The organism is Streptomyces sp. KPB2 (assembly GCF_003950055.1).
Lineage (GTDB): Bacteria > Actinomycetota > Actinomycetes > Streptomycetales > Streptomycetaceae > Streptomyces > Streptomyces salinarius.
The window spans coordinates 7,141,224-7,160,662 of the sequence record NZ_CP034353.1; the positions used below are offsets into that span (position 1 = coordinate 7,141,224).

The window sequence follows — 19,439 nt, forward strand, 5'->3', positions numbered from 1 at the left end:
GGTTCACGCGACGACCGCGGCCCGCACGCACAGCACGTCCGGCAGGTGGGAGGCCAACTGCCGCCAGCTGTCGCCGTCGTCGGCCGACGCGAACACCTCGCCGTTGCGGTTGCCGAAGTACACGCCCGCCCGTTCCGCGTCGTCCGTGGACAGCGCGTCGCGCAGCACCGTGCCGTAGTGGTCCTCCTGGGGCAGGCCCGCCGAGAGCGGCTCCCAGCTCTTGCCGGCGTCCGCGGTGCGGAAGACCCGGCACCTGTGGTCCGCTGGCACCCGGTCGGCGTCGGCGTTGATCGGGAAGACGTACGCCGTGTCGCCGCGGTGCGGGTGGGCGGCCACCGCGAAACCGAACGTGGAGGGCAGGCCCTCGCCGATGTCCGTCCAGTGCGCGCCGGCGTCGTCGCTGCGGTACACCCCCCAGTGGTTCTGCAGGTACAGGCGGTCCGGGTTGGCCGCGTCCCGCGCGACCTTGTGCACGCACTGGCCGAACTCCGGGTCGGGGTCCGGCAGGAAGACGGCGGAGACACCGGAGTTCGACGGCGTCCAGCTCGCGCCGCCGTCGGCCGTGCGGAACACGCCCGCGGTGGAGACGGCGACCGTCACGGACCCGGGGTCGCGGGCGTCGGTGAGGACCGTGTGCAGCCCCTCGCCACCACCGCCCGGCACCCACTTCGACCTCGTCGGGTGCTCCCACAGCGGGCGGACCAGCTCGAAGCTCTCACCGCGGTCCTCCGAGCGGTACAACGCCGCCGGTTCCGTCCCCGCGTACACCACGTCCGGCTCGGCCGCCGCCGGGTGCAACTGCCACACCCGCTCCAGGGAGGCGCCGGTCTCCTTGGGGAACTTGACGGCGGGCGCGGCCGGTTCGGTCCAGGTCCGGCCCAGGTCGTCGGAGTGGAACACCGACGGCCCCCAGTGCGCGCTGTCGCCGCCGGCCAGCAGCCGCGGGGTGTCGCCGCGGGTGTCGAGGGCGACCGAGTAGACCGCCTGCGCGTTGAAGTAGGGACTCTCGTCGAACTCCCAGGTGCCACCCCGCCGGCGCCCGATGAACAGGCCCTTGCGGGTGCCCACGGCGAGCAGTACCTCGGTCATGCCGATCACCTCCGCGGCGTCCTCGTCGACGCCTTAGTCTCGGACACGGGCCAGTCTGCACCCAGCCACTGACAGTCACCCCTGGAAAGGGCGTCGCCGCAGGTCAGGGCGGTGGTGTCGGGTCCGGTGAGGTGGCTTGGCAGGGGTGCTCGGTCAGCCCTCCCGCGGCAGGGCCCGGGCCAGGACGCCGTCGAGGTCGGCCGAGTCCGGCAGGGTGCCGAACGCGTGCCCCCAGTCGCCGCCGAGCCGGGTCGCGCAGAACGCGTCGGCGACGGCGGGCGGGGCGTGCCGGACCAGGAGGGAGCCCTGGAGGGTGAGCGCCATCAGCTCCACCAGCCGGCGGGCACCGGTCTCGGACGCCGCGCCGAGCCCCGTCTCCAGCCGGGCCACCGCCGCGTCCAGCCGGGCGTCCGCCCCGCGCGCCAGGGCGAGTTCGCCGAAGAGGGCGTGCGCCGTGGCGGGGGAGCGGCGCAGCGCCCGCAGCACGTCGAGGGCGTTGACGTTCCCCGAGCCCTCCCAGATCGACAGCAGCGGCGCCTCGCGGTAGTGGCGGGGCATGCCCGACTCCTCCACGTAGCCGTTGCCGCCCAGGCACTCCAGGGCCTCCGCGGTGAACGCCGGTCCGCGCTTGGTCACCCAGTACTTGCCGACGGCGGTGGCGATCCGCCGGAACGCCGCCTCCCCCTCGTCCCCGCGTACGGCACGGTCGGCCGCGCCGGCCAGTCGCAGGGTGAGCGTCGTCGCGGCCTCGGACTCCAGCGCGAGGTCGGCCAGGACGTTGCGCATCAACGGCTGGTGGACCAGCCGGGCACCGAAGGCGCTGCGGTGCCGTACGTGATGGCCGGCCTCGACGAGGGTCTTGCGCATCAGCGTCGCCGACGACATCACGCAGTCCAGCCGGGTGCAGTTGACCATCTCGATGATCGTCTTGACGCCCTGTCCCTCGGGCCCGACCAGCCAGGCCACCGTCCCGTCGAACTCGGGTTCCGAGGAGGCGTTGGACCGGTTGCCGAGCTTGTCCTTGAGGCGCTGGATGCGGAAGGTGTTGCGGGTGCCGTCCGGCAGCACGCGCGGCACCAGGAAGCAGGAGAGCCCGCCGGCCGCCTGGGCCAGCACCAGGAACACGTCGCACATCGGCGCCGACGTGAACCACTTGTGCCCGCGCAGCGTGTACACGCCGGGCTCGGCGGTCGCGGTCGCCGTCGTGGCGTTCGTGCGGACGTCCGAGCCGCCCTGCTTCTCGGTCATCCCCATGCCGGCCAGCAGACCGCGCTTCTCCGTGGGCCTGCGCAGCCCCGGCTCGTACTCCCGGGAGGTCAGCAGCGGCTCGTAGACCTTCGCCAGCTCGGGCTGGGCGCGCAGGGCCGGGACGGCCGCGTACGTCATCGACGTCGGGCACCCGTGCCCCGCCTCCGTGTGCCCCCAGACGAGTCCGCCGGCGGTCCGTGCCACGTGGGCGCCCGGCCGGTCGTCGGCCCAGGCCGCTCCGGCCAGGCCCTCGCCGACCGCCACCCGCATCAGGTGGTGCCAGCTCGGGTGGTACTCGACCTCGTCGATCCGGTTGCCGTACCGGTCGTGCGTGCGCAGCACGGGCTCGTGCCGGTTCGCGAGGTCGCCCCACTCCTGCGCCTCCGCGCTGCCCGCCCGCCGGCCCAGCCGCCGCAGCCCGTCCTCGGCCCTCCCGGCGCCCTCCCGCCGGACGCCCTCCAGCAGCGCGGCGTCGTCGGACGCGTCGTAGGGCGGCAGGGGAGGGGGCTGATTGGTGACGTCGTGCGTCGCGTACCCCTCCGGGCCGCCCCCGGACTCCCCGGACGGCTCGTGGGACTCGTACGGCGGCTCCTGCGCGAGTGTCGTCATGACCCGAGTGTTGCACTTTCCGTGCGACCGCAGCAATAGTGCAACACGGTGGACGCACGTACAGTACGTGCCCATGTGGACGAACGACACGTGCCCGCGCGGATGAACGGTTCCGGGGCCTTCGACGGGCTCACGCTGCGTCCGCTGTCCGCGCGGTCGGTGGTCCTGAGCCTGCTGCTCGGCACCCACCCGCCGGAGCTGCCGGCGCGCGAACTGGTGCGACTGGTGGAAGGTTTCGACGTCGGCGCCTCCACCGCGCGCGCGGCGCTCAGCCGGATGGCCGCCGCCGGGGACCTGCGGCGCACGGACACCGGCTACCGGCTCAGCGAGCGGCTGCTGGAGCGCCAGCGGCGCCAGGACGAGGCGCTCGGCCCGCACACGCGCGCGTGGGACGGCGACTGGGAGACGCTCGTGATCACCGCGACGGGGCGCGGCCCCGCCGCCCGTGCCGAGCTGCGGACCCGGCTGACCGCCCTGCGCCTGGCCGAACTCCGCGAGGGTGTCTGGCTGCGCCCCGCCAACCTCGACCGCCCGTTGCCCGCAGACCTCGACCGGGTGGCCGAGTGCCTCGTCTCGCGCCCCGGCTCCCCGGCCGCGGAACTCGCCGCGCGCCTGTGGCCGCTGGCCGACTGGGCGGACACGGCCCGGGCGCTGCTCGCCCACATCGACCTCGTCCGGCGTCCGGCCGACCGTCTCACGGTCTTCGCGGCCGTCGTACGGCACCTGCTCGCCGACCCGGTGCTGCCCGCGGAGCTGCTCCCGCCGCACTGGCCGGGGGCGGCCCTGCGGGACGCCTACGCGCGCTACCAGCGGGAGCAGTCCGGTCGGGTCCGGGCGCACGGCACCCGGACCTGACGCCTCACTTGTAGGTGATGTTGGACGAGGAGTACTTGCAGTACGTGCCGTCGGCGCCCGAGCCGTTCGAGTCCGGCTCGTCGCCGTCGTCGTTGCCGATGTACTTCTGGCACGGGACGATCTTCCTGCTGCTGTCCCCGACGATCGTGATGTTGCGCAGGGTCGCGCTGTCGCCGTAGTTGGTGTTGATCCCGGCGATCCGGCCGCCCTTCCAGTTGACCTCGATGCCGCTGAGGTTGATGGTCCGCTTGTACTGGGTCGAGCAGTTGCCGCAGGACCGGACGAAGGTGCCGAAGTTCTTGACGGCGAAGCCGGAGATGTTCAGCGTGCCGGCGCCGTTGAACTGGAACACCTTGTCGCCGGCCTCCTTGGCGCCGCCGCCGGAGACCGTGTAGACGTTCGACGACGAGGAGCCCCGGAAGGTCGCCGCGTCCTCGCCGACGTCCTCCCACCAGACGTTCTGGAGCGTGCAGCTGCCCTTGCAGTGGACGCCGTCCGCGGCGGGGGCGCCGATGATCACGTTCTTGAGGACGGCGCCGGGGGCGAGTTCCAGGATCGGGCCCTGGTCCTCGTCCTGGCCGCCGGTGCCCAGGTCGCCGGTGCCGTACAGGCGCTTCATCCCGTAGTCCTTGGTGCCGGACACGGAGATGGTGGAGGAGACGCCTTCGCTGCCGTTGGGGGTGGGCCAGGTGGCGGCCTGGGCCGAGGAGGCTCCGGAGGTCATGAGCATGCCAACCGAGAGCCCGAGCGCGCCCAGCGCGCCGGTCACGGCGCGCCGTGCGCGCGGGCGGGTCACAGGGGTCATGTTCTGGTCCCTTCCATAGGGAGTGGGGGTGGAACGGAACATGTACGTGAATGTTGTCCGTCAACATGACCGATGGCGAGCACGCGCGACCGCGGTTGCGTGGAAAGGTGCAGCCGCGGCGCTCGCATCGGTCATGCTGATGAACGGACCGTAGAGGGTAAGCGCTTTCTGGTCAACGCCTCGCGCGAAACCCCCGCCCCTGTCCGCCCGCCCTACACGGCCCAGCCGTACTGGTCCGGCACCCGGACGGTCGCGCCGAGCTCGCGTGCCGCGTGCTGGGCCCAGAACGGGTTGCGCAGCAGCTCGCGGCCCAGCAGTACCGCGTCGGCCTCGCCGTTGGCCAGGATCTTCTCGGCCTGCTCGACGTCGGTGATCAGGCCGACGGCGGCGGCCGGCAGCGTGGTCTCGGCCTTCACGCGCGCGGCGAAGGGGGCCTGGTAGCCGGGCCCGGTCGGGATCCGGACGCGCGGGGCGTTGCCGCCGGTGGACACGTCGAGCAGGTCGATGCCGTGTCCCTGGAGGTCGCGGGCGAAGCGGACGGTGTCGTCCGGGGTCCAGCCGCCCTCCTCCAGCCAGTCGGTGGCCGAGACGCGGAAGAACAGCGGCTTGTCGTCGGGCCAGACCTCCCGGACCGCGTCGACGACCTCCAGCGCGAACCGGGTGCGGTTCTCGTAGGAGCCGCCGTAGGCGTCGGTGCGGTGGTTGGAGTGCGGCGACAGGAACTCGTGGATCAGGTAGCCGTGGGCGCCGTGGATCTCGGCGATCTCGAAACCGGCGGCCAGTGCCCGGCGCGCGGCGTCCGCGAACCGGCCGACGACCTCCTGGATCTGCGCGACCGTCAGCTCGGTCGGCACCGGGTGCCGCTCGGCGAAGGCCAGGGCGCTCGGTGCCAGCGGCTGCCAGCCGTGCGCGTCCGGCCCGACCGGCGTCCCGCCCTTCCAGGGCTGCGCGGTCGATGCCTTGCGGCCCGCGTGGGCCAGCTGGATCCCGGGAACCGTGCCCTGGGAACGGAGGAAGCCCGTGAGCCGGCGGAACGCCTCGACCTGGGTGTCGTTCCACAGTCCGAGGTCCTGCGGGGAGATGCGGCCCTCGGGCGACACGCCGGTGGCCTCCACGACGATCAGGCCCGTGCCGCCCGCCGCGCGGGCTCCGTAGTGCGCGAAGTGCCAGTCGCCGGGCACGCCCGCCGACGGGCCCTCCGGGGCGGCCGAGTACTGGCACATCGGCGACATCCAGATCCGGTTGGGGATCGTGGTGTCACGGAGCCGGAAGGGCTGGAAGAGGGCGCTCATGGCGGGCTGCTCCCTGGGTCGAGGCGGGGCGAACGGCTCATACGATAGCTCTCGTAGTACGTCAGGTGTCAAACTACGGCGTTCCTCGTACAATGAGAATCCCTCCCGACCGGTGAGACCCCCGACGAACGAACTGGAGTCGCCGTGCCCCCCGCCGCCACTGCCGCCGGCACCCGCGAGCTGCCCCACCCGACGCGTGCGGAGATCCGGCTCGAAGGAGTGCTGCACGCGCTGTCCGATCCGGTACGGCTGAGCATCGTGCGGGACCTTGCCGCCGACAGTGACGCCCTGTTCGCGTGCTCGTACTTCGACCTGCCGGTCACCAAGTCCACGACCACCCATCACTTCCGGGTGCTGCGCGAGAGCGGGGTGGTGCGGCAGGCCTACCGGGGCACGGCCAAGATGAACGGCCTGCGCAGGGACGACCTGGACGCCCTCTTCCCCGGGCTGCTCGACGCCCTGCTGGCCGCGGCCGCCCGCCAGGCCGCGGCCCTGCGGAGCGACTGACTCCGGCCGGGTCGCGCGGGCCCGCTCCGCTGACGGGGTGTCGCCCGCGGTGAACGAAGCGTGTTCTGTTCGTATGGAATGTGATCATTCGGTTACGTTGCGTATGTGCTCGAAGCATCCTTCGTTGATCGTTCTCTTCAGCTTTCCGACCGCTGTCCGGACGACGGTGAGATGTCCGTGCGGCACGCCTGGGTGGTGAGTGAGGGCTCCACCACGACCTCGTGGTTCGATGTCCGGCTCACCTTCGCCGACGGCGCCCGGGTGGACGCGCTCGCCGTGCTGTCCGGTGAGGACGTGCGGGTCGAGGACGTACGGGCCCGGCCGCCGCTGTCCCTCGACGACCTGGCCGTACTGGCCGAGTGGCTGGAGGACCCGCTCTTCGAGGCCTGCGTGCCCGCTCCCGCCCGTGGCCTGCCGGCCGGGTCGCGGCGGGCCCGGCCCGCGTGGCCGCGCGGCCGGGAGGGGCGCAGGCTCGTCGCTCGGGAGTACACGGCGGCCCGGGAGGAGGGCGGTGACCCGGTCCTCGCGGTGATGCGAGCGACCGGGCACAGCAGGCGCAAGTCGCTCAGGCTGATCGGCCAGGCGCGCGACGAGGGTTTCCTGGCGCCCCGTCGCGCGCGTCGCTGAGTCGCGCCCGGGCGCCGGGCCGGGTGCCGAGCCGGCCACCGGACCGCCGCGCCGTCACAGCATCGCGCGCATCCGGGTGATCTCGCTCGTCTGCTGGGCGACCACGTCGTCGGCCATCTCCTCGACCAGCACGTTGTTGCCCTCGGACTTCACGTCCGTGGCCATGCTGATCGCGCCCTCGTGGTGAGTGATCATCAGCGTGAGGAAGAGCTGGTCGAACGCCTTCCCCCGTGCCGCCCGGAGCTTCTTCAGCTGTGCCTCGGTCGCCATGCCCGGCATCGCGGAGTGATCGTGTCCGCCGCCCGCCACCTTCTCGCCGTGGGTCACGAGCCAGCCCTCCATCGCCTTGATCTCCGGGCCCTGGGCGGCGGCGATCCGTTCGGCCAGCTTCTTGACCTGGCCGGACTCGGCCTGCTTGGGCACCAGTTCGGTCATCTCCAGCGCCTGGGCGTGGTGCTGGATCATCATCCGCGCGTAGGAGACGTCCGCGGAGTTGGGGGAGTCGTCGGCCCGCCGCTTCTCGGCGTCTTCGGCGGACAGGGTCCGGTTGCCCTCGCCCGGCTTGCCCGGGGCGATCACCGAGGGCCCGGCGGCAGCCGCCGAACCGGTGTCCGGGCCCGAGTCGCAGGCCCCCAGCCCGAGCACCGCCAAGGCGGTCAACGAGGCCGTGACGAGCGAAGCGCCGGACATCGCGGGGCGAAAGGACACAACGACCTCCTGTGACTGCGGGGGCCCCTCTGGGTGGAGGGAAGCGGGGCACCTTGTGGGTGCGGTGACCGTCCTAGCGCGCTTCCGCGCGTCCGTGATCAAAAAACTTCATTGCGTGTTTGTTGCCCTCTGTTGATATGGGCATGGCGAAGACGATACTGCCGGGAGCGTGAACCGTTCCAACCGGAACGGACGTTGGGAGGAAACAGTGACCCTGTTGAACGACCCGCGAACGCGGCGCAGACGTCTGGGAGTCGCGGCCGCCGCCGCCGGACTCCTGTCCGCGCTGCTCACCGCCGGCCCGGCCATGGCGACCCCCGACCCCGGGGACGGTCCGGCCACGTCGAAGGAGGTGTCCAAGAGCGCGCGGGCCGAGGTCCGCGACGCCATCGAGAGCGGTGGGATACCCGGCCAGGACGAGGTGGTCCACTCCGACAACATCGAGCACCTGACCAACATCCCCAAGGACGCGCTGTCCGGCTTCAACTCGGACCTGGCCTTCCAGGGCCGGTACGCCTTCGCCGGCAACTACGACGGCTTCCGCATCTTCGACATCAAGAACCCGAAGAAGCCGAAGACCGTCGCCCAGGTGCTGTGCCCCGGCTCGCAGAACGACATCTCGGTCTCCGGCGACCTGCTCTTCCTGTCGACCGACTCCTCGCGCAGCGACAGCAGTTGCAACAGCACCACGCAGCCCGCGACCGAGAAGTCCTCCTGGGAGGGCATGAAGGTCTTCGACATCAGCGACAAGCGGAACCCGAAGTACGTCGCCGCCGTCGAGACCGCCTGCGGCTCGCACACTCACACGCTGGTGCCCGAGCGCAGCAACGTCTACATCTACGTCTCCTCCTACTCGCCGAACGCCGCCTACCCCGACTGCCAGCCGCCGCACGACGGGATCTCCGTGATCAAGGTGCCGCGCAAGGCCCCCGAGCGGGCGGCCCTCGTGGGCTTCCCGGTGCTCTTCCCCGGCGAGGGGCCCGACGGCGGCGGCAACCCGGGCGGGCCCACCAACCCGGGCGTCTCCAAGACCACCGGCTGCCACGACATCACCGTCCTGCCCTCCGAGGACCTGGCCGCCGGCGCCTGCATGGGTGACGGCATCCTGTTCTCCATCAAGGACCCCGAGCACCCGAAGGTCATCGACCGCGTCCAGGACAACGTGAACTTCGCGTTCTGGCACTCGGCCACCTTCAACCAGCGCGCGAACAAGGTCGTCTTCACCGACGAACTGGGCGGCGGCGGCGCCGCCACCTGCAACGCGGAGATCGGCCCGAACCGCGGCGCCGACGGCATCTACGACATCGTCGGCCGGGGCGACCACCGCAAGCTGGTCTTCCGCAGCTACTTCAAGATCCCGCGCCACCAGGCGGACACCGAGAACTGCGTGGCCCACAACGGTTCGCTGATCCCGGTCAAGGGCAAGGACATCATGGTCCAGGCCTGGTACCAGGGCGGTGTCTCCGTCTGGGACTTCACCGACTCTTCGCGGCCCAGGGAGATCGCCTACTTCGAGCGGGGACCGCTGAGCACCGACACGATGAACACCGGCGGTTCGTGGTCGGCGTACTACTACAACGGCTACATCTACTCGAACGACATCGCCAAGGGATTCGACGTCCTCAAGCTCAGCGACCGGCGCACCGACCCGGCCAAGCGGGTCCACCTGCGGGAGCTCAACACGCAGACGCAGCCGGACTACTTCGACTGAGCGGTCCGGCCCGCCGGATCCGTGCGGTCCGCCCGGCCGGTCCCGTCGCTCCGGGCCGGCCGGTCCGAAACGCCGGTCGCGAAGAACCGCGACAGGTCCGGGTCGCACTCCGTCCCGCCGGGCGCCTCGGCGTCCGGCGGGACACCCAGCTTCCAGTCCAGCCGATAGCGTTCGAACAACTCGGCGCGCAGCTCCGGCACCGGCATCGGCACCCCGGGCACGAGCGCCGCGAAGACGGCGCCCATCAGCTGGGCGCGCAGCATCGGATAGTCGCGGTCGACGTCCCGCGAGCCGTGCCGGACCACCGTGTCCCGCAGCAGCTCCGCCAGCCGCCGCTGCTCCGGGCAGGGCACGAAACCCACCTCGGCCTGGAGCAGTCCCGCCATGTGCTGGCGCATGAGCACCGGACGGTCCCGGGCGAGCCCCAGGATCGCGTCGATGGCCCGTGCCAGCCGCTCGCGCCCCTCGGTGGTGCGCGGCTCGCGCTCCAGGGCCTCCTCCAGGGTGCGGTGCATCAGCCGGTGCACGGCGGACTGCACCAGCTGGCGCTTGCCGGGGAAGTAGTACGAGACCAGTCCGCGTGCCGAGCCCGCCCGGTCCGCGATGTCGCCCAGCGTCGTCGCCTCGTACCCGCGCTCGCCCACGAGCTCCACGGCGGCCTGCAGGAGACGCTCCTTCGAGCGCCGCCGCAATTCTTCATTGACCGAGGCGCTGCGCGGGGACATCCTGTACTCCTGCGTTGACTGGCTGCCAGCCAACTATACTCGGCGCAGACGGAGGGGCCTCCAGGGCTGCTCCGGCTACCGTCTGCCTCGGGCGACACGGGGGATCGTCCGAGGCGGGCGGCACCACTCGGTTGGTTGCCTCGGGCTATGGGACCAGGTCCAGCACCGGCCGCAGCCCCGCCGGACGCTCGGCCACCGGCAGGTGGTCCACGAAGTGCACCCCGCAGCCCAGCGCCGTCGCGCCGCCGTCCGCACGCCGGTCGTCCCCGACCATCAGCGTCCGTCCCGGCTCCACGCCCAGCGCCGCGCAGGCGACCCCGAACAGCCTGGGATCGGGCTTGCGGATGCCGTGCTCGTACGACAGGACGTAGGCGTCCACGTACCGGTCGAGGTCGTGCGCCCGGAAGACCGGCCGCAGGTCCCAGCCGATGTTGCTGACCACCCCCACGGCGATTCCGCGCCCGCGCAGCGTGCCCAGCACCTCGGCGGCGTCGGGGTAGGCACTCCACGCACCCGGTGACATGTGCCGCTCGTACAGCGCGTCGTGCAGGCCGGGGTCCGGCAGCGGTACCTGCCGGGACAGTCCGGTGTACGCGGCCCGGTGCAGCTCCGAACTCTCGTCGCGGGTCTCCCACGCCTCCGCGAGCTCCTCCGGCACCCGCAGCGGCGGGGCGCCGCCGGGCAGGGCTCCCGCCCGCTGGAGCGCCTCGGCCGTCTCGGCCAACTCCGGCGCGGGCAGCCGCAGACCGGCGTCGTCGAGCGTCGCGCGCAGCCAGGACTCGGTGGATTCGACACGGAACAGCGTGCCCGAGAAGTCGAACAGAACGGCGGTCATGGACCGGATCCTAGGCGGGGGGTGGGGGCGCCGGGAGTGGTGCGGCGGTTCGGGTGGGGCGGCCCGGTGGATCGCCCCGCTCACGGATGCCATCGCCGGTGCACCAGCACCGCCAGCGCCACGATCAGGGCGCCCATCAGCCAGCCGCCGAGGACGTCCGTGGCCCAGTGGACGCCGAGCCACACCCGCGTCACGCCGACCCCGGCCACGGAGACCACGGCCACGGCGAGGCCGGCCCGGCGCAGGTCGCGGCCGGCGCCGTAGTGGTGCAGCAGCCAGACCAGCAGGCCGCACACGAACGTCGCGGTCATGGCGTGCCCGGAGGGGAAGGCCGCGTAGTGCGCGGAGTCCACGGGGTCGGGCCACACCGGGCGGGGGCGGTCCACCGCGGCCTTGAGGGCCTGTTGCAGGAGGCTGCCCAGCAGGCACGTCGCCCCCAGCCACACGGCCGTCCACCGGTCGGCCCGGCGCCACCACAGCCACAGCACCACCGCCGCGCACAGCAGACGCATCGTCCAGGTGTCCCACACCCAGTCGGTGAGGATCCGCATCGCGTGGGTGACGCCGCCTTCGTCGACGGCCCAGCGGTGGGTGGTGACGGCGATGTCGTCGTCCAGCCGCACCAACGGGCCCCAGTCGACGGCCACCAGGGCGAGCAGGAGCGCGGAGCACACACTCAGCACCCAGGTGACGCGGAGGACGGTGCGCGGCGGCTGCGGCGGGGCGGGCGGGGAGTCGACCGGCGGCGTCTGCATGCTGCGATCCTCCCCGAACCGGTGGTTCCGGGGCCAGTTCCCCGGTCAGCCGAGTGCGCTCAGCCCCGGCGCGAAGGCCACCAGGACAGGGATCACCGGTACCAGCGCGGCGGCGGCCGTCAGCCGCAGTCTCCGGCCCGCCGTCAGCCGGTTCGGCGGGGTGAGCAGGCGGTGGACCCGCTGCGGGACGTGGGCCCCGCCGGTGGGGCACGGGCCGAAGACGCCGCGGTCCTCGTTGAGTTCGACCAGCGCGAGGGCGGTCGTCAGCCGGCCGAAGCGGCGGGAGGCCACGTCGTCGGCGGCGAGTTCGACCAGGCGGTGCATCTCGTCGCGGAACGCCGCGAAGACCGGAACCTGCGGGAAGCCGTCCGCCAGCGCGGTGGAGCAGTTCAGCAGCCAGTCGTGCCGCGCCTGCGCGTGGCCCTTCTCGTGGGCGAGCACCGCGTCCAACTGGCGGCCCTCCAGGCGGCGCAGCGCCGCGGTGGTGACCACCAGCTGCGGGGGAGTGCCGGGCAGCCACCAGGCGTCCGGCCGCTCGCCCTCCAGGACGACGAGCCGGCTCGTGCCGGGCTCCTCGCCGGGCAGCAGCGGAGCGCGGTGCCTCAGCTCGGCCCGGCGCAGCCGGCGCCGGGAACGGGCCCGCACGACCTCCCGGGTCAGCATGGCGACGCTCCACAGGCCGCCGCAGGCCAGCGTGACGGCGGTCGTGTCCGCCCAGAGGCCGGAGGTGCCCAGCGCGTAGGCCTCGACCACCGGGCCGGGAGCGGTCGCGAAGACGGGCCCGCCCACCGCGTGCCAGGCCGCCGCCGCGCTGAACGTCATCGACAGCGCGCAGCACACGATCACCGCCGCCACCACGCACTGCCAGACCCACAGCGCGACCACCGGTTCACGGTCCGGCCAGTCGGCCCGGGCGAGCAGCCTGGGGGCGAGCACGGCGGTCAGCGCGCCGAGCAGCAGCAGTGCCGCGGGGAGAATCATGGGGGCAGCCTATGAGCGCGGCGCCGTCAGCAGTACGGCCGCAGGCGCAAAGTGACGCAGGCAACGATTGCCCACGGCGAACCCTGGGCAGGCCGGGCCCTGGACGGACCCCGGCCCCCGGGGCGGACCTCGGGCCCAGGACGGAACCCGGCCCCTGAAGGGACTACGGGCCGGCGCCCGACCGCGGCCCGGGACGGACCGTGTGCCCCGGGGCAGATCCGTGGCCCCTGGTCGGGCGCCGGGCGGGACCGTCGGCCCCGGGCCGGACTGCCGGGCCCCGGGCGGGACCGTGATGGTGGGCCCCACGGGCAGACCGTGCCCCCTCAACGAGCTTCGGGCGCCGGGCGGGGCCCGGAACGACCCTTGGCCCCGGGCGGACCGTGTGCCCCAGGGCAGATCTGTGGCCCCTGGATGGGCGCCGGGCCCCGGGCGGGCCTCGGGCGCCGGGTGAGACCCGGACCGACCCCGGGCCCCGGGCGGGACCGTCGGCCCCGGGCGGGACCGTGATTGTGGGCCCCACGGCAGAGCGTGCCCCCTCAGCGGGCCTCGGGCGCCGGGCGGGCCCCGGACCACCCCCGGGCCCAGACCACCCCCGGGCCCCGGGCGGACCGTGGGCCCCAGGGCAGATCCGTGGCCCCCTGGTCGGGCGCCGGGCCCCGGGCGGGACCGGCCGGACCGTGGGCCCGAGCCCGCCGCCGGTGTCACAGGGGCAGCAGCATGGCCAGCATTCCGATTGCCATGGAGAGCCGGCAGGCGCGCGCCAGCTCCGGTCGGTCGCCCCACCCGCCCGCCGCGACGGGGCCGTCGGTACCCGGGCCCTGCCCGGGCAGGGGCACGGGTGGTGCCCCCGCGCCGCTTCCCGCCACTGCCACGACGGGTATCAGACGTACGCCGGTCAGCAGGACGTATCCCGTGAAGTAGAGCAGCAGCGCCCCGGTCAGCACCGGGGTGCCGGACGCGCCGTGGGCGTGCGCGTGGGCGGGGGAGCCGGCCATCACCACCGCCATGTAGACCATCGCCGCGGCGCCCACCAAGTGGTGCAGATGATGGCGCCCGGACCGCGCCGCCCACAACGCCCGCAGCCCCGCCGCGCCGAACACCACCGCGTAGCCGGGCCAGACCCAGGCCGGCGGCGTGAACACCGCCGCGGGCACGGCCATGGCCGCCATGCCGAACCCCATCAGGGCCTCACCGCCCGCGGCACTGCGCTGTTCCTCGACACTGCTGCGCATCCGCAGCAGACAGTAGGCGCCGGTCGCCGCGCACAGCGCGACCAGCAGCCATCCGGACGACGCCGGTCCGTGCACACGCACCTCCCCGTTCCGCGGTCCACGGTCCGTCAAGGACTGCCCGGGCCATGCGGCGCGCACGCGAGCGCAAGGGTGTACGCGGGGGCATCAGGGGGAGCGTGCGCGCCTGCCGCAGTGGATCGCCGCTGGTCGGTGGGGCAGGCTGGCCCACAGGCGGTATTTGATTTACAGGTAAAACACTTGTTAATCTCATGTCCATGAGCAGTGCGACCCCCACCCCCGGCACCTCACCGGCCCGACGTCTGTCCCTGGCCGGCGTGCTGCGCCTGCGCCGTCCCTCCGAGATCTGGTTCAAACCCGCCCTGAGCTCGGTCGCCGCCGTGGCCCCGCCCAACCTGCTCCTGCTGGCGTTCGGCCGGCTCGACCTGGCGATGTACACGATGGCCGGGTCCCTGTGCGCGCTCTATGCCCACAACCGCCCCTACGCCGCCCGCGCCCGCACCCTGGCCGGGGTGGTGCTCGGCATGATCGGCGGCCTCGCAGTCGCCCTGGTCGCCGCCTCGCTCACCCGCGACGCCGTCGTCCTCGTCACCGTCGGCGCCCTGCTGGCGGCCGTGCAGAAGGCAGTGTGCGACGCCACCCGTGTCGGCCCGCCGGGCCACGTGATCCCGGCCTTCATCACCTCCGCCGCCCTCTTCGCCCCGCAGACCCTCGCCCAGGTCCCCGGGCACCTGGCGCTGGCCACCGCCGCCGGCGTCTGGGCCTGGCTGGTCGGCATGGCACCCGCCCTGGTCCGCCCGCACGGCCCGGAACGCCGGGCCACCGCCCAGGCACTGAACGCCGCCGCCGCGTACGCCGCCACCCGCGGCACCGGCGACGGCCACGCCCCGCTGCGCGCCGCCGGGTACGCCGCCGTACAGGCCGCCTGGCAGACGCTGCTGTCCCTGCCCGCGACGGGCGCCCGCGCCACCACCCGGCGCGCCCTGGAACGCCTCGTCGTCCGCGCCGAGGTGGCTCTGGCCGCACCGGCCGACACCGACCCCGAGCGGCTGCGTGCCTGGGCCCACGCCCTGCGCGGCGGCGGCCGGATCCCCCGTACCGGCGACGCCCCGGCCGACACCGACGAACTCCTCGGCGCGGACGCCGAACTCGCCGCCCGCCCCGCATCCCTGCGGCACCGGCTCGGTCCGCTGACCCCGATCGCCGTCCGCACCGCCCTCGGCTGCGCGCTGGCCGGTTACGCCTCCCTCGCCCTCGGCATCGGCCGCCCCTACTGGGCCCTGGTCACCGCCGCCGCGCTCTACCAGGCCAACATCACTCTGACCTGGAGCCGGGCCGTGCAGCGCGTCGTCGGCAACCTCGCGGGCGTGCTGCTCTTCGCCGCCATAGCCCCACTCGCCCACCTCGGGCAGGTGCTCCTCGTCCTGTGCTGTGTCGCCCTCAACTTCGGCGCCGAGGCCCTCATCACCCGCAACTACTGGCTCGGCACCGTCTGCGTGACCCCGATGGCCCTGCTCGTCACCGAGTTCGCCGGCCACCAGGCCCCCGGGGACCTGATGACCGAGCGGGCCGTGGACACCCTCGTCGGGGCCCTGGTCGGGTTCCTGGCCGCCGTGGTCGTCACCAACCGGCGCGCCGGCGGTCGCGTCGAGCAGGCGGTGACCGCGGCCGACCGCGCCCGGGAGCGCACCGCGCGCCTCCTCGCGGAGCCCGCCCCCGCCCCCGGTGCCCTGGAGGCCGCCCGCCGCGGCCTGGCCGCCGCGCTGACCGACCTGCGGGCCACCGCCGACGGCGCGGCCGGCGAATGGTGGGGACGCGCACTGCCCCAGGAGAGGGTCGTGCTCGCCGAGCAGTCCGGACACCGTACGCTCGCCGAGGCGGTGCGACGCCAGACAACGCGTCCGGACCGGGACACGGGCACGAGAACGGAGGACGTACGGCCATGACCACAACCGACGGGGGAGCCCACGGAGCCCACGAGGGGCCGGCCGGCGACGGCAGGACGGGACCGGGCGGGGACACCGTGGCCGCCGTCGTGCGCCAGTGGCGTGCCGTCCGCCCGGACCTCGACACCGGGCCGATGGAGATCATCGGGCGCATCAACCGCTGCGCCGCCCTGCTCCAGCAGGCCGAGGACGCACCGCTGCGCCGGGCGGGCCTCAGCCGCGCCGAGTTCGACCTGCTCGGCGCGCTGCGCCGCACGGGCCACGAGCTGACTCCGGGCGAGCTGGCCCGGGAGACCTTCTCCTCCGGCGCCGCCGTCACCAAGCGCCTCAAGCAGCTCACCGAGCGCGGCCTCGTCGAGCGGCGCGGCGACACGCGGGACCGCCGGGTCGCCCACCTCCGCCTCACGGACGCCGGGCGCGAGCTCGTCGACGGCATCCTGCCGGAACAGCTCGCCTACGAGTCCGCCGTCCTGTCCGGCGTGGACGGGCCCCGGCAGGACGAGCTGGCGGCGCTCCTCGGCGGGCTCCTCGGCCAGCTGGAGGGCCGCCTGGACGCGCTGCGGACCTGATCGCCGCCCGCACGGCGCCGGCCCCTCGCGCCCCGGGCTCCCGCCGGCCTCTCGCGTGCCGGCCTCCCGCGCCGGCCCCTCGCGCCCCGGCCTCTCGCGTGCCGGCCTCCCGCGCCGGCCCCTCGCGCCCCGGGCTCCCGCGTGCCGGCCTCCCGCGCCGGCCCCTCGCGCCCCGGGCTCCCGCGTGCCGGCCTCCCGCGCGCCGGGCTCCCGCCGGCCTCCCGCGCGCCGGCCTCCCGTGCAGGCCTCCCGCGCGCCGGCCTCTCACGCGCCGGGCGATCAGCGCTCCGCGCCCGCCCGGTACACGCCGAACATCGCGCCCTGCGGGTCCCGCAGCACCGCGATGCGTGGCTGGTCGGGTACCGAGGTCGGCTCCATGAGCACGCTGCCGCCGCCGTCGGTCGTGTCGACGGCGGCGGCGTTCACGTCCGCCACCGCGAAGTACGGCAGCCAGTGCGCCGGCACCTCGTGCGGGAACTTGTCGTCCATCGTCACCATGCCGCCGAAGTCCGCCCCGTCGATGCCCCACTGCGGATAGCGCCGCGAGGCGGTGACGCTCCAGCCGAACACCGTCTCGTAGAAGTCGGCGGCCCGGTCGGGCTCCCGGGTCAGCAGCTCCACCCAGCCCAGTGAGCCGGGCGCGTTGAACAGCCCGGCCCCCGGGAACGAGCGGCCCTGCCACAGCTGGAACACCGCCCCGGTCGGATCGGCGGCCACCGCGAACCGGCCCGCGTCGAAGACGTCCGTGGGCCCCTGCAACGCCGCCCCGCCGGCCGCCGTCACCGCCCGCACGGTGGCGTCCGCGTCGCGCACGGCGAAGGACACGTTCCACGCGACGGGCTGACCCGGCTGGTAAAGCGGCGTCAGAGCGGCGACCGCCGCGTCGCCGATCCGGGCGATCGTGTAGCCGCCCGCCTGCTGCCGCCGGTCCGTCTCGGGGCGCCAGCCGAACAGCTTGGTGTAGAACCTCTTGGCGGCTTCCAGGTCGGTGGTCCCCAGCTCCGCCCAGCAGGGCCCGCCGGTCACCGGTTCGTGGAGCTTCATCGTGGTGGCGTCCTTCCGCCGGGGCCGCGGACCGTCCGTCCCCCTCAGCACGCTAAGGCCGGGCCGGGGCCGCGGCCATCCGGCGGGTGCGAGCCCCGGTCGCCGTGCGTCCCGGGCGGCTCAGATCCCCGGCCGGTAGCGCAGCGGATGCTCGGCGGGCACTTCCACCAGCACGATCCGGGTGCCGTCCGGGTCCGCGATCCACATCTCCACCAGGCCCCACGGCTCCTTGACCGGCGGACGCACGATCTCGACCCCCTTGGCGCGCAGTTCCTCGTGGGCCGCCGCCGCGTCCTCGACCTGGAGCCAGAGGGCGAGCGCGGGGGTGACGGGGGCTTCGGCACGCCCCGAGACCTCCAGGAAGCCGCCGCCGAGGAAGTAGACGGTGCCCCGATCCGGGCCCGTGCCGAACTCCCGGTGGACGGCGAGGCCGAGCTGCTCGCCGTAGAAGGCGCGCGAGCGGTCGGGGTCGGTGGGGCGGAGCAGGGTCCGGCTGCTGAGTACGTGCACCATGCGTCCCGAGCGTAGTGGCGCACGCCGGCGGCGTTACGCTCATCGGTGCCCGCGACGCGCCCGAGAACGAACCGGAGTGGCCCCACATGGACACCGCGCCCAGCCCACTGACCTACCGCGACGCCACCGCCGACGACGTGGACGCGCTCGTTGCCCTCATAGAGTCCGCGTACCGGGGCGAGTCCAGCCGGGCCGGGTGGACCACCGAGGCGGACATCCTCCAGGGGCAGCGCACCGACCCGCAGGGCGTGCTGGACGTCGTCGAGGCGCCCGACAGCCGTCTGCTGACGGTGGAGCGGGAGGGCGTGATCGTGGCCTGCTGCCAGCTCGAGCACCGCGGGGCGCACGCCTACTTCGGGATGTTCGCCGTCAGCCCGGCGCTCCAGGGCGAGGGGCTGGGCAAGACGATCATCGCGGAGGCGGAACGGCAGGCCCGCACGACGTGGGGCGTCACGGAGATGCACATGACCGTGATCTCCGTGCGTGAGGACCTCATCGCCTGGTACGAACGCCGCGGCTACCGCCGTACGGGACGGACGACCCCCTTCCCGTACGGCGACGAGCGCTTCGGCATCCCGCAGCGCGACGACCTCCGGTTCGAGCTGCTGGTCAAGCCGCTGGCCTGACGCGCACGCGGCCGTCTCCGGCCGCTCAGGCGGTGAAGCGGCCGGTGCGCTTGATCTCCGGGTAGTCGGTGGTGGCGCCGTCCAGCCCCAGGGCACGCACCAGCCGCAGGTGGTCCTGGGTGTTCACGGTCCAGGAGAAGACGCGCAACCCCGCCTTGCGGGCCTTCTTCACGATCTCCAGCGTGATGCGGTTGATGTCGAGGCACAGGGTCCGGGCCCCCGCCGCCACGGCACGGTCCACGACCTCGGGGCCGTAGTACTGCGCGACGAGGGCGGTCCGCACCCCCGGCACCAGCCGGGCGATCTCGACGATGGCCTCGTCGTGGAACGAGATCACCTCCACCCGGTCCACCAGGTCCCGGCGGAGCATCACCTCGGCGAGGACGCGCGCGGCCGCAGCGTCCTTGATCTCGGCCTGCAACGGCACCGACACGGCGTCCAGTGCCTCCTCGAAGACCGGGATCCGCTCCCCGCGCCCGGCGTCCAGGGCGCGCAGCTCCTCCAGCGTCTTGTCGGCGATCGCGCCGGTGCCGTCGGTGGTGCGGTCCACGTCGGCGTCGTGCATGACGACGAGCGCGCCGTCCTTGCTCAGGTGCAGGTCCAGCTCGACGACGTCGAGGCCGGCCTGCTCGGCGGCGACGAAGGAGCGCAGGGTGTTCTCGGGTTCGACACCCATCGCTCCGCGGTGACCGATGGTGAGGAAGTTCAAGGCTCGACTCGCTTCCGTCGACGTCGGCGTGGGCA

20 protein-coding genes are annotated in these 19,439 nt (G+C 73.7%); 7 read left to right on the forward strand and 13 right to left on the reverse strand.

Features of this window, described 5'->3' with window-relative positions:
- Positions 1 to 3 precede the first annotated feature (3 nt).
- Positions 4 to 1,089 carry a sialidase family protein gene (locus tag D1J63_RS32305; protein WP_164713065.1) on the reverse strand — a complete coding sequence of 362 codons (1,086 nt, stop codon included), beginning with the start codon at positions 1,087 to 1,089 and terminating at the stop codon, positions 4 to 6.
- A gap of 153 nt (positions 1,090 to 1,242) precedes the next feature.
- Positions 1,243 to 2,946 carry a DNA alkylation response protein gene (locus D1J63_RS32310; protein ID WP_125633795.1) on the reverse strand — a complete coding sequence of 568 codons (1,704 nt, stop codon included), beginning with the start codon at positions 2,944 to 2,946 and terminating at the stop codon, positions 1,243 to 1,245.
- A gap of 102 nt (positions 2,947 to 3,048) precedes the next feature.
- Here D1J63_RS32310 and D1J63_RS32315 point away from each other — a divergent pair, with 102 nt between their 5' ends.
- Positions 3,049 to 3,801, forward strand: a complete 753-nt coding sequence (locus D1J63_RS32315) for a PaaX family transcriptional regulator C-terminal domain-containing protein (protein ID WP_164713258.1) — start codon at positions 3,049 to 3,051, stop codon at positions 3,799 to 3,801.
- 4 nt (positions 3,802 to 3,805) lie between these two features.
- Here the strand turns inward: D1J63_RS32315 and D1J63_RS32320 are convergent, their stop codons facing one another.
- Both D1J63_RS32320 and D1J63_RS32325 read right to left on the reverse strand, forming a co-directional pair.
- Positions 3,806 to 4,606: a pectate lyase gene (locus D1J63_RS32320; RefSeq protein ID WP_125633799.1), complete on the reverse strand. Its 801-nt coding sequence runs from the start codon at positions 4,604 to 4,606 to the stop codon at positions 3,806 to 3,808.
- A gap of 212 nt (positions 4,607 to 4,818) precedes the next feature.
- The gene (locus D1J63_RS32325) at positions 4,819 to 5,898 is read right to left on the reverse strand and encodes an NADH:flavin oxidoreductase/NADH oxidase (RefSeq protein WP_125633801.1); all 1,080 of its coding nucleotides are present in this window, start codon (positions 5,896 to 5,898) and stop codon (positions 4,819 to 4,821) included.
- Positions 5,899 to 6,042: 144 nt separating this feature from the next.
- On the opposite strand from D1J63_RS32325, the gene D1J63_RS32330 reads away from it, so the two are divergent.
- Together D1J63_RS32330 and D1J63_RS32335 are read left to right on the forward strand one after the other, a co-directional pair.
- Positions 6,043 to 6,405 carry a helix-turn-helix transcriptional regulator gene (locus D1J63_RS32330; protein WP_125633803.1) on the forward strand — a complete coding sequence of 121 codons (363 nt, stop codon included), beginning with the start codon at positions 6,043 to 6,045 and terminating at the stop codon, positions 6,403 to 6,405.
- Positions 6,406 to 6,576: 171 nt separating this feature from the next.
- Positions 6,577 to 7,032, forward strand: a complete 456-nt coding sequence (locus D1J63_RS32335) for a DUF6214 family protein (RefSeq protein ID WP_125633805.1) — start codon at positions 6,577 to 6,579, stop codon at positions 7,030 to 7,032.
- A 54-nt stretch (positions 7,033 to 7,086) separates the two neighbouring features.
- Here D1J63_RS32335 and D1J63_RS32340 read toward each other — a convergent pair whose 3' ends face one another.
- A complete protein-coding gene (locus D1J63_RS32340; protein WP_125633807.1) occupies positions 7,087 to 7,740 on the reverse strand; it encodes a DUF305 domain-containing protein in 654 nt (217 codons plus the stop codon).
- Positions 7,741 to 7,948: 208 nt separating this feature from the next.
- Here D1J63_RS32340 and D1J63_RS32345 point away from each other — a divergent pair, with 208 nt between their 5' ends.
- Positions 7,949 to 9,451 carry a hypothetical protein gene (locus tag D1J63_RS32345; protein ID WP_125633809.1) on the forward strand — a complete coding sequence of 501 codons (1,503 nt, stop codon included), beginning with the start codon at positions 7,949 to 7,951 and terminating at the stop codon, positions 9,449 to 9,451.
- On the opposite strand, the gene D1J63_RS32350 is transcribed toward D1J63_RS32345, so the two are convergent.
- The 5 genes from D1J63_RS32350 to D1J63_RS32370 form a co-directional block, all read right to left on the reverse strand.
- On the reverse strand, positions 9,439 to 10,176 hold the full coding sequence (locus D1J63_RS32350) for a TetR/AcrR family transcriptional regulator (protein WP_102931106.1): 738 nt from the start codon (positions 10,174 to 10,176) through the stop codon (positions 9,439 to 9,441). The two genes, D1J63_RS32345 and D1J63_RS32350, sit on opposite strands and share 13 nt — an antisense overlap.
- A gap of 145 nt (positions 10,177 to 10,321) precedes the next feature.
- Positions 10,322 to 11,011 carry an HAD-IA family hydrolase gene (locus D1J63_RS32355; RefSeq protein ID WP_125633811.1) on the reverse strand — a complete coding sequence of 230 codons (690 nt, stop codon included), beginning with the start codon at positions 11,009 to 11,011 and terminating at the stop codon, positions 10,322 to 10,324.
- A gap of 80 nt (positions 11,012 to 11,091) precedes the next feature.
- Positions 11,092 to 11,766: a phosphatase PAP2 family protein gene (locus tag D1J63_RS32360; protein ID WP_125633813.1), complete on the reverse strand. Its 675-nt coding sequence runs from the start codon at positions 11,764 to 11,766 to the stop codon at positions 11,092 to 11,094.
- A gap of 45 nt (positions 11,767 to 11,811) precedes the next feature.
- Complete coding sequence (locus tag D1J63_RS32365) at positions 11,812 to 12,747, reverse strand: M56 family metallopeptidase (protein ID WP_125633815.1); 936 nt, start codon at positions 12,745 to 12,747, stop codon at positions 11,812 to 11,814.
- 701 nt (positions 12,748 to 13,448) lie between these two features.
- Positions 13,449 to 14,054 carry a DUF5134 domain-containing protein gene (locus D1J63_RS32370; protein ID WP_125633817.1) on the reverse strand — a complete coding sequence of 202 codons (606 nt, stop codon included), beginning with the start codon at positions 14,052 to 14,054 and terminating at the stop codon, positions 13,449 to 13,451.
- A gap of 200 nt (positions 14,055 to 14,254) precedes the next feature.
- Between D1J63_RS32370 and D1J63_RS32375 the strand changes: the two genes are divergently transcribed.
- Together D1J63_RS32375 and D1J63_RS32380 are read left to right on the forward strand one after the other, a co-directional pair.
- Complete coding sequence (locus D1J63_RS32375; protein WP_164713066.1) at positions 14,255 to 15,943, forward strand: FUSC family protein; 1,689 nt, start codon at positions 14,255 to 14,257, stop codon at positions 15,941 to 15,943.
- Entirely contained in the window at positions 15,940 to 16,512 is a 573-nt protein-coding gene (locus D1J63_RS32380; protein WP_125633821.1) for a MarR family transcriptional regulator, read from the forward strand. Before D1J63_RS32375 ends, D1J63_RS32380 begins: the two co-directional genes overlap by 4 nt.
- A 279-nt stretch (positions 16,513 to 16,791) precedes the next feature.
- Here the strand turns inward: D1J63_RS32380 and D1J63_RS32385 are convergent, their stop codons facing one another.
- Both D1J63_RS32385 and D1J63_RS32390 read right to left on the reverse strand, forming a co-directional pair.
- Positions 16,792 to 17,556 (reverse strand): VOC family protein, encoded by a 765-nt coding sequence (locus tag D1J63_RS32385; protein ID WP_125633823.1) that lies wholly within the window; start codon positions 17,554 to 17,556, stop codon positions 16,792 to 16,794.
- 120 nt (positions 17,557 to 17,676) lie between these two features.
- Positions 17,677 to 18,069, reverse strand: coding sequence for a VOC family protein (locus D1J63_RS32390; RefSeq protein WP_125633825.1), 393 nt, complete (start codon positions 18,067 to 18,069; stop codon positions 17,677 to 17,679).
- An 86-nt stretch (positions 18,070 to 18,155) separates the two neighbouring features.
- On the opposite strand from D1J63_RS32390, the gene D1J63_RS32395 reads away from it, so the two are divergent.
- Positions 18,156 to 18,695: a GNAT family N-acetyltransferase gene (locus D1J63_RS32395; RefSeq protein WP_125633827.1), complete on the forward strand. Its 540-nt coding sequence runs from the start codon at positions 18,156 to 18,158 to the stop codon at positions 18,693 to 18,695.
- Between the two features lie 25 nt (positions 18,696 to 18,720).
- Here the strand turns inward: D1J63_RS32395 and D1J63_RS32400 are convergent, their stop codons facing one another.
- Positions 18,721 to 19,404 (reverse strand): glycerophosphodiester phosphodiesterase family protein, encoded by a 684-nt coding sequence (locus D1J63_RS32400; protein WP_102928846.1) that lies wholly within the window; start codon positions 19,402 to 19,404, stop codon positions 18,721 to 18,723.
- Between the last annotated feature and the right edge of the window lie 35 nt (positions 19,405 to 19,439).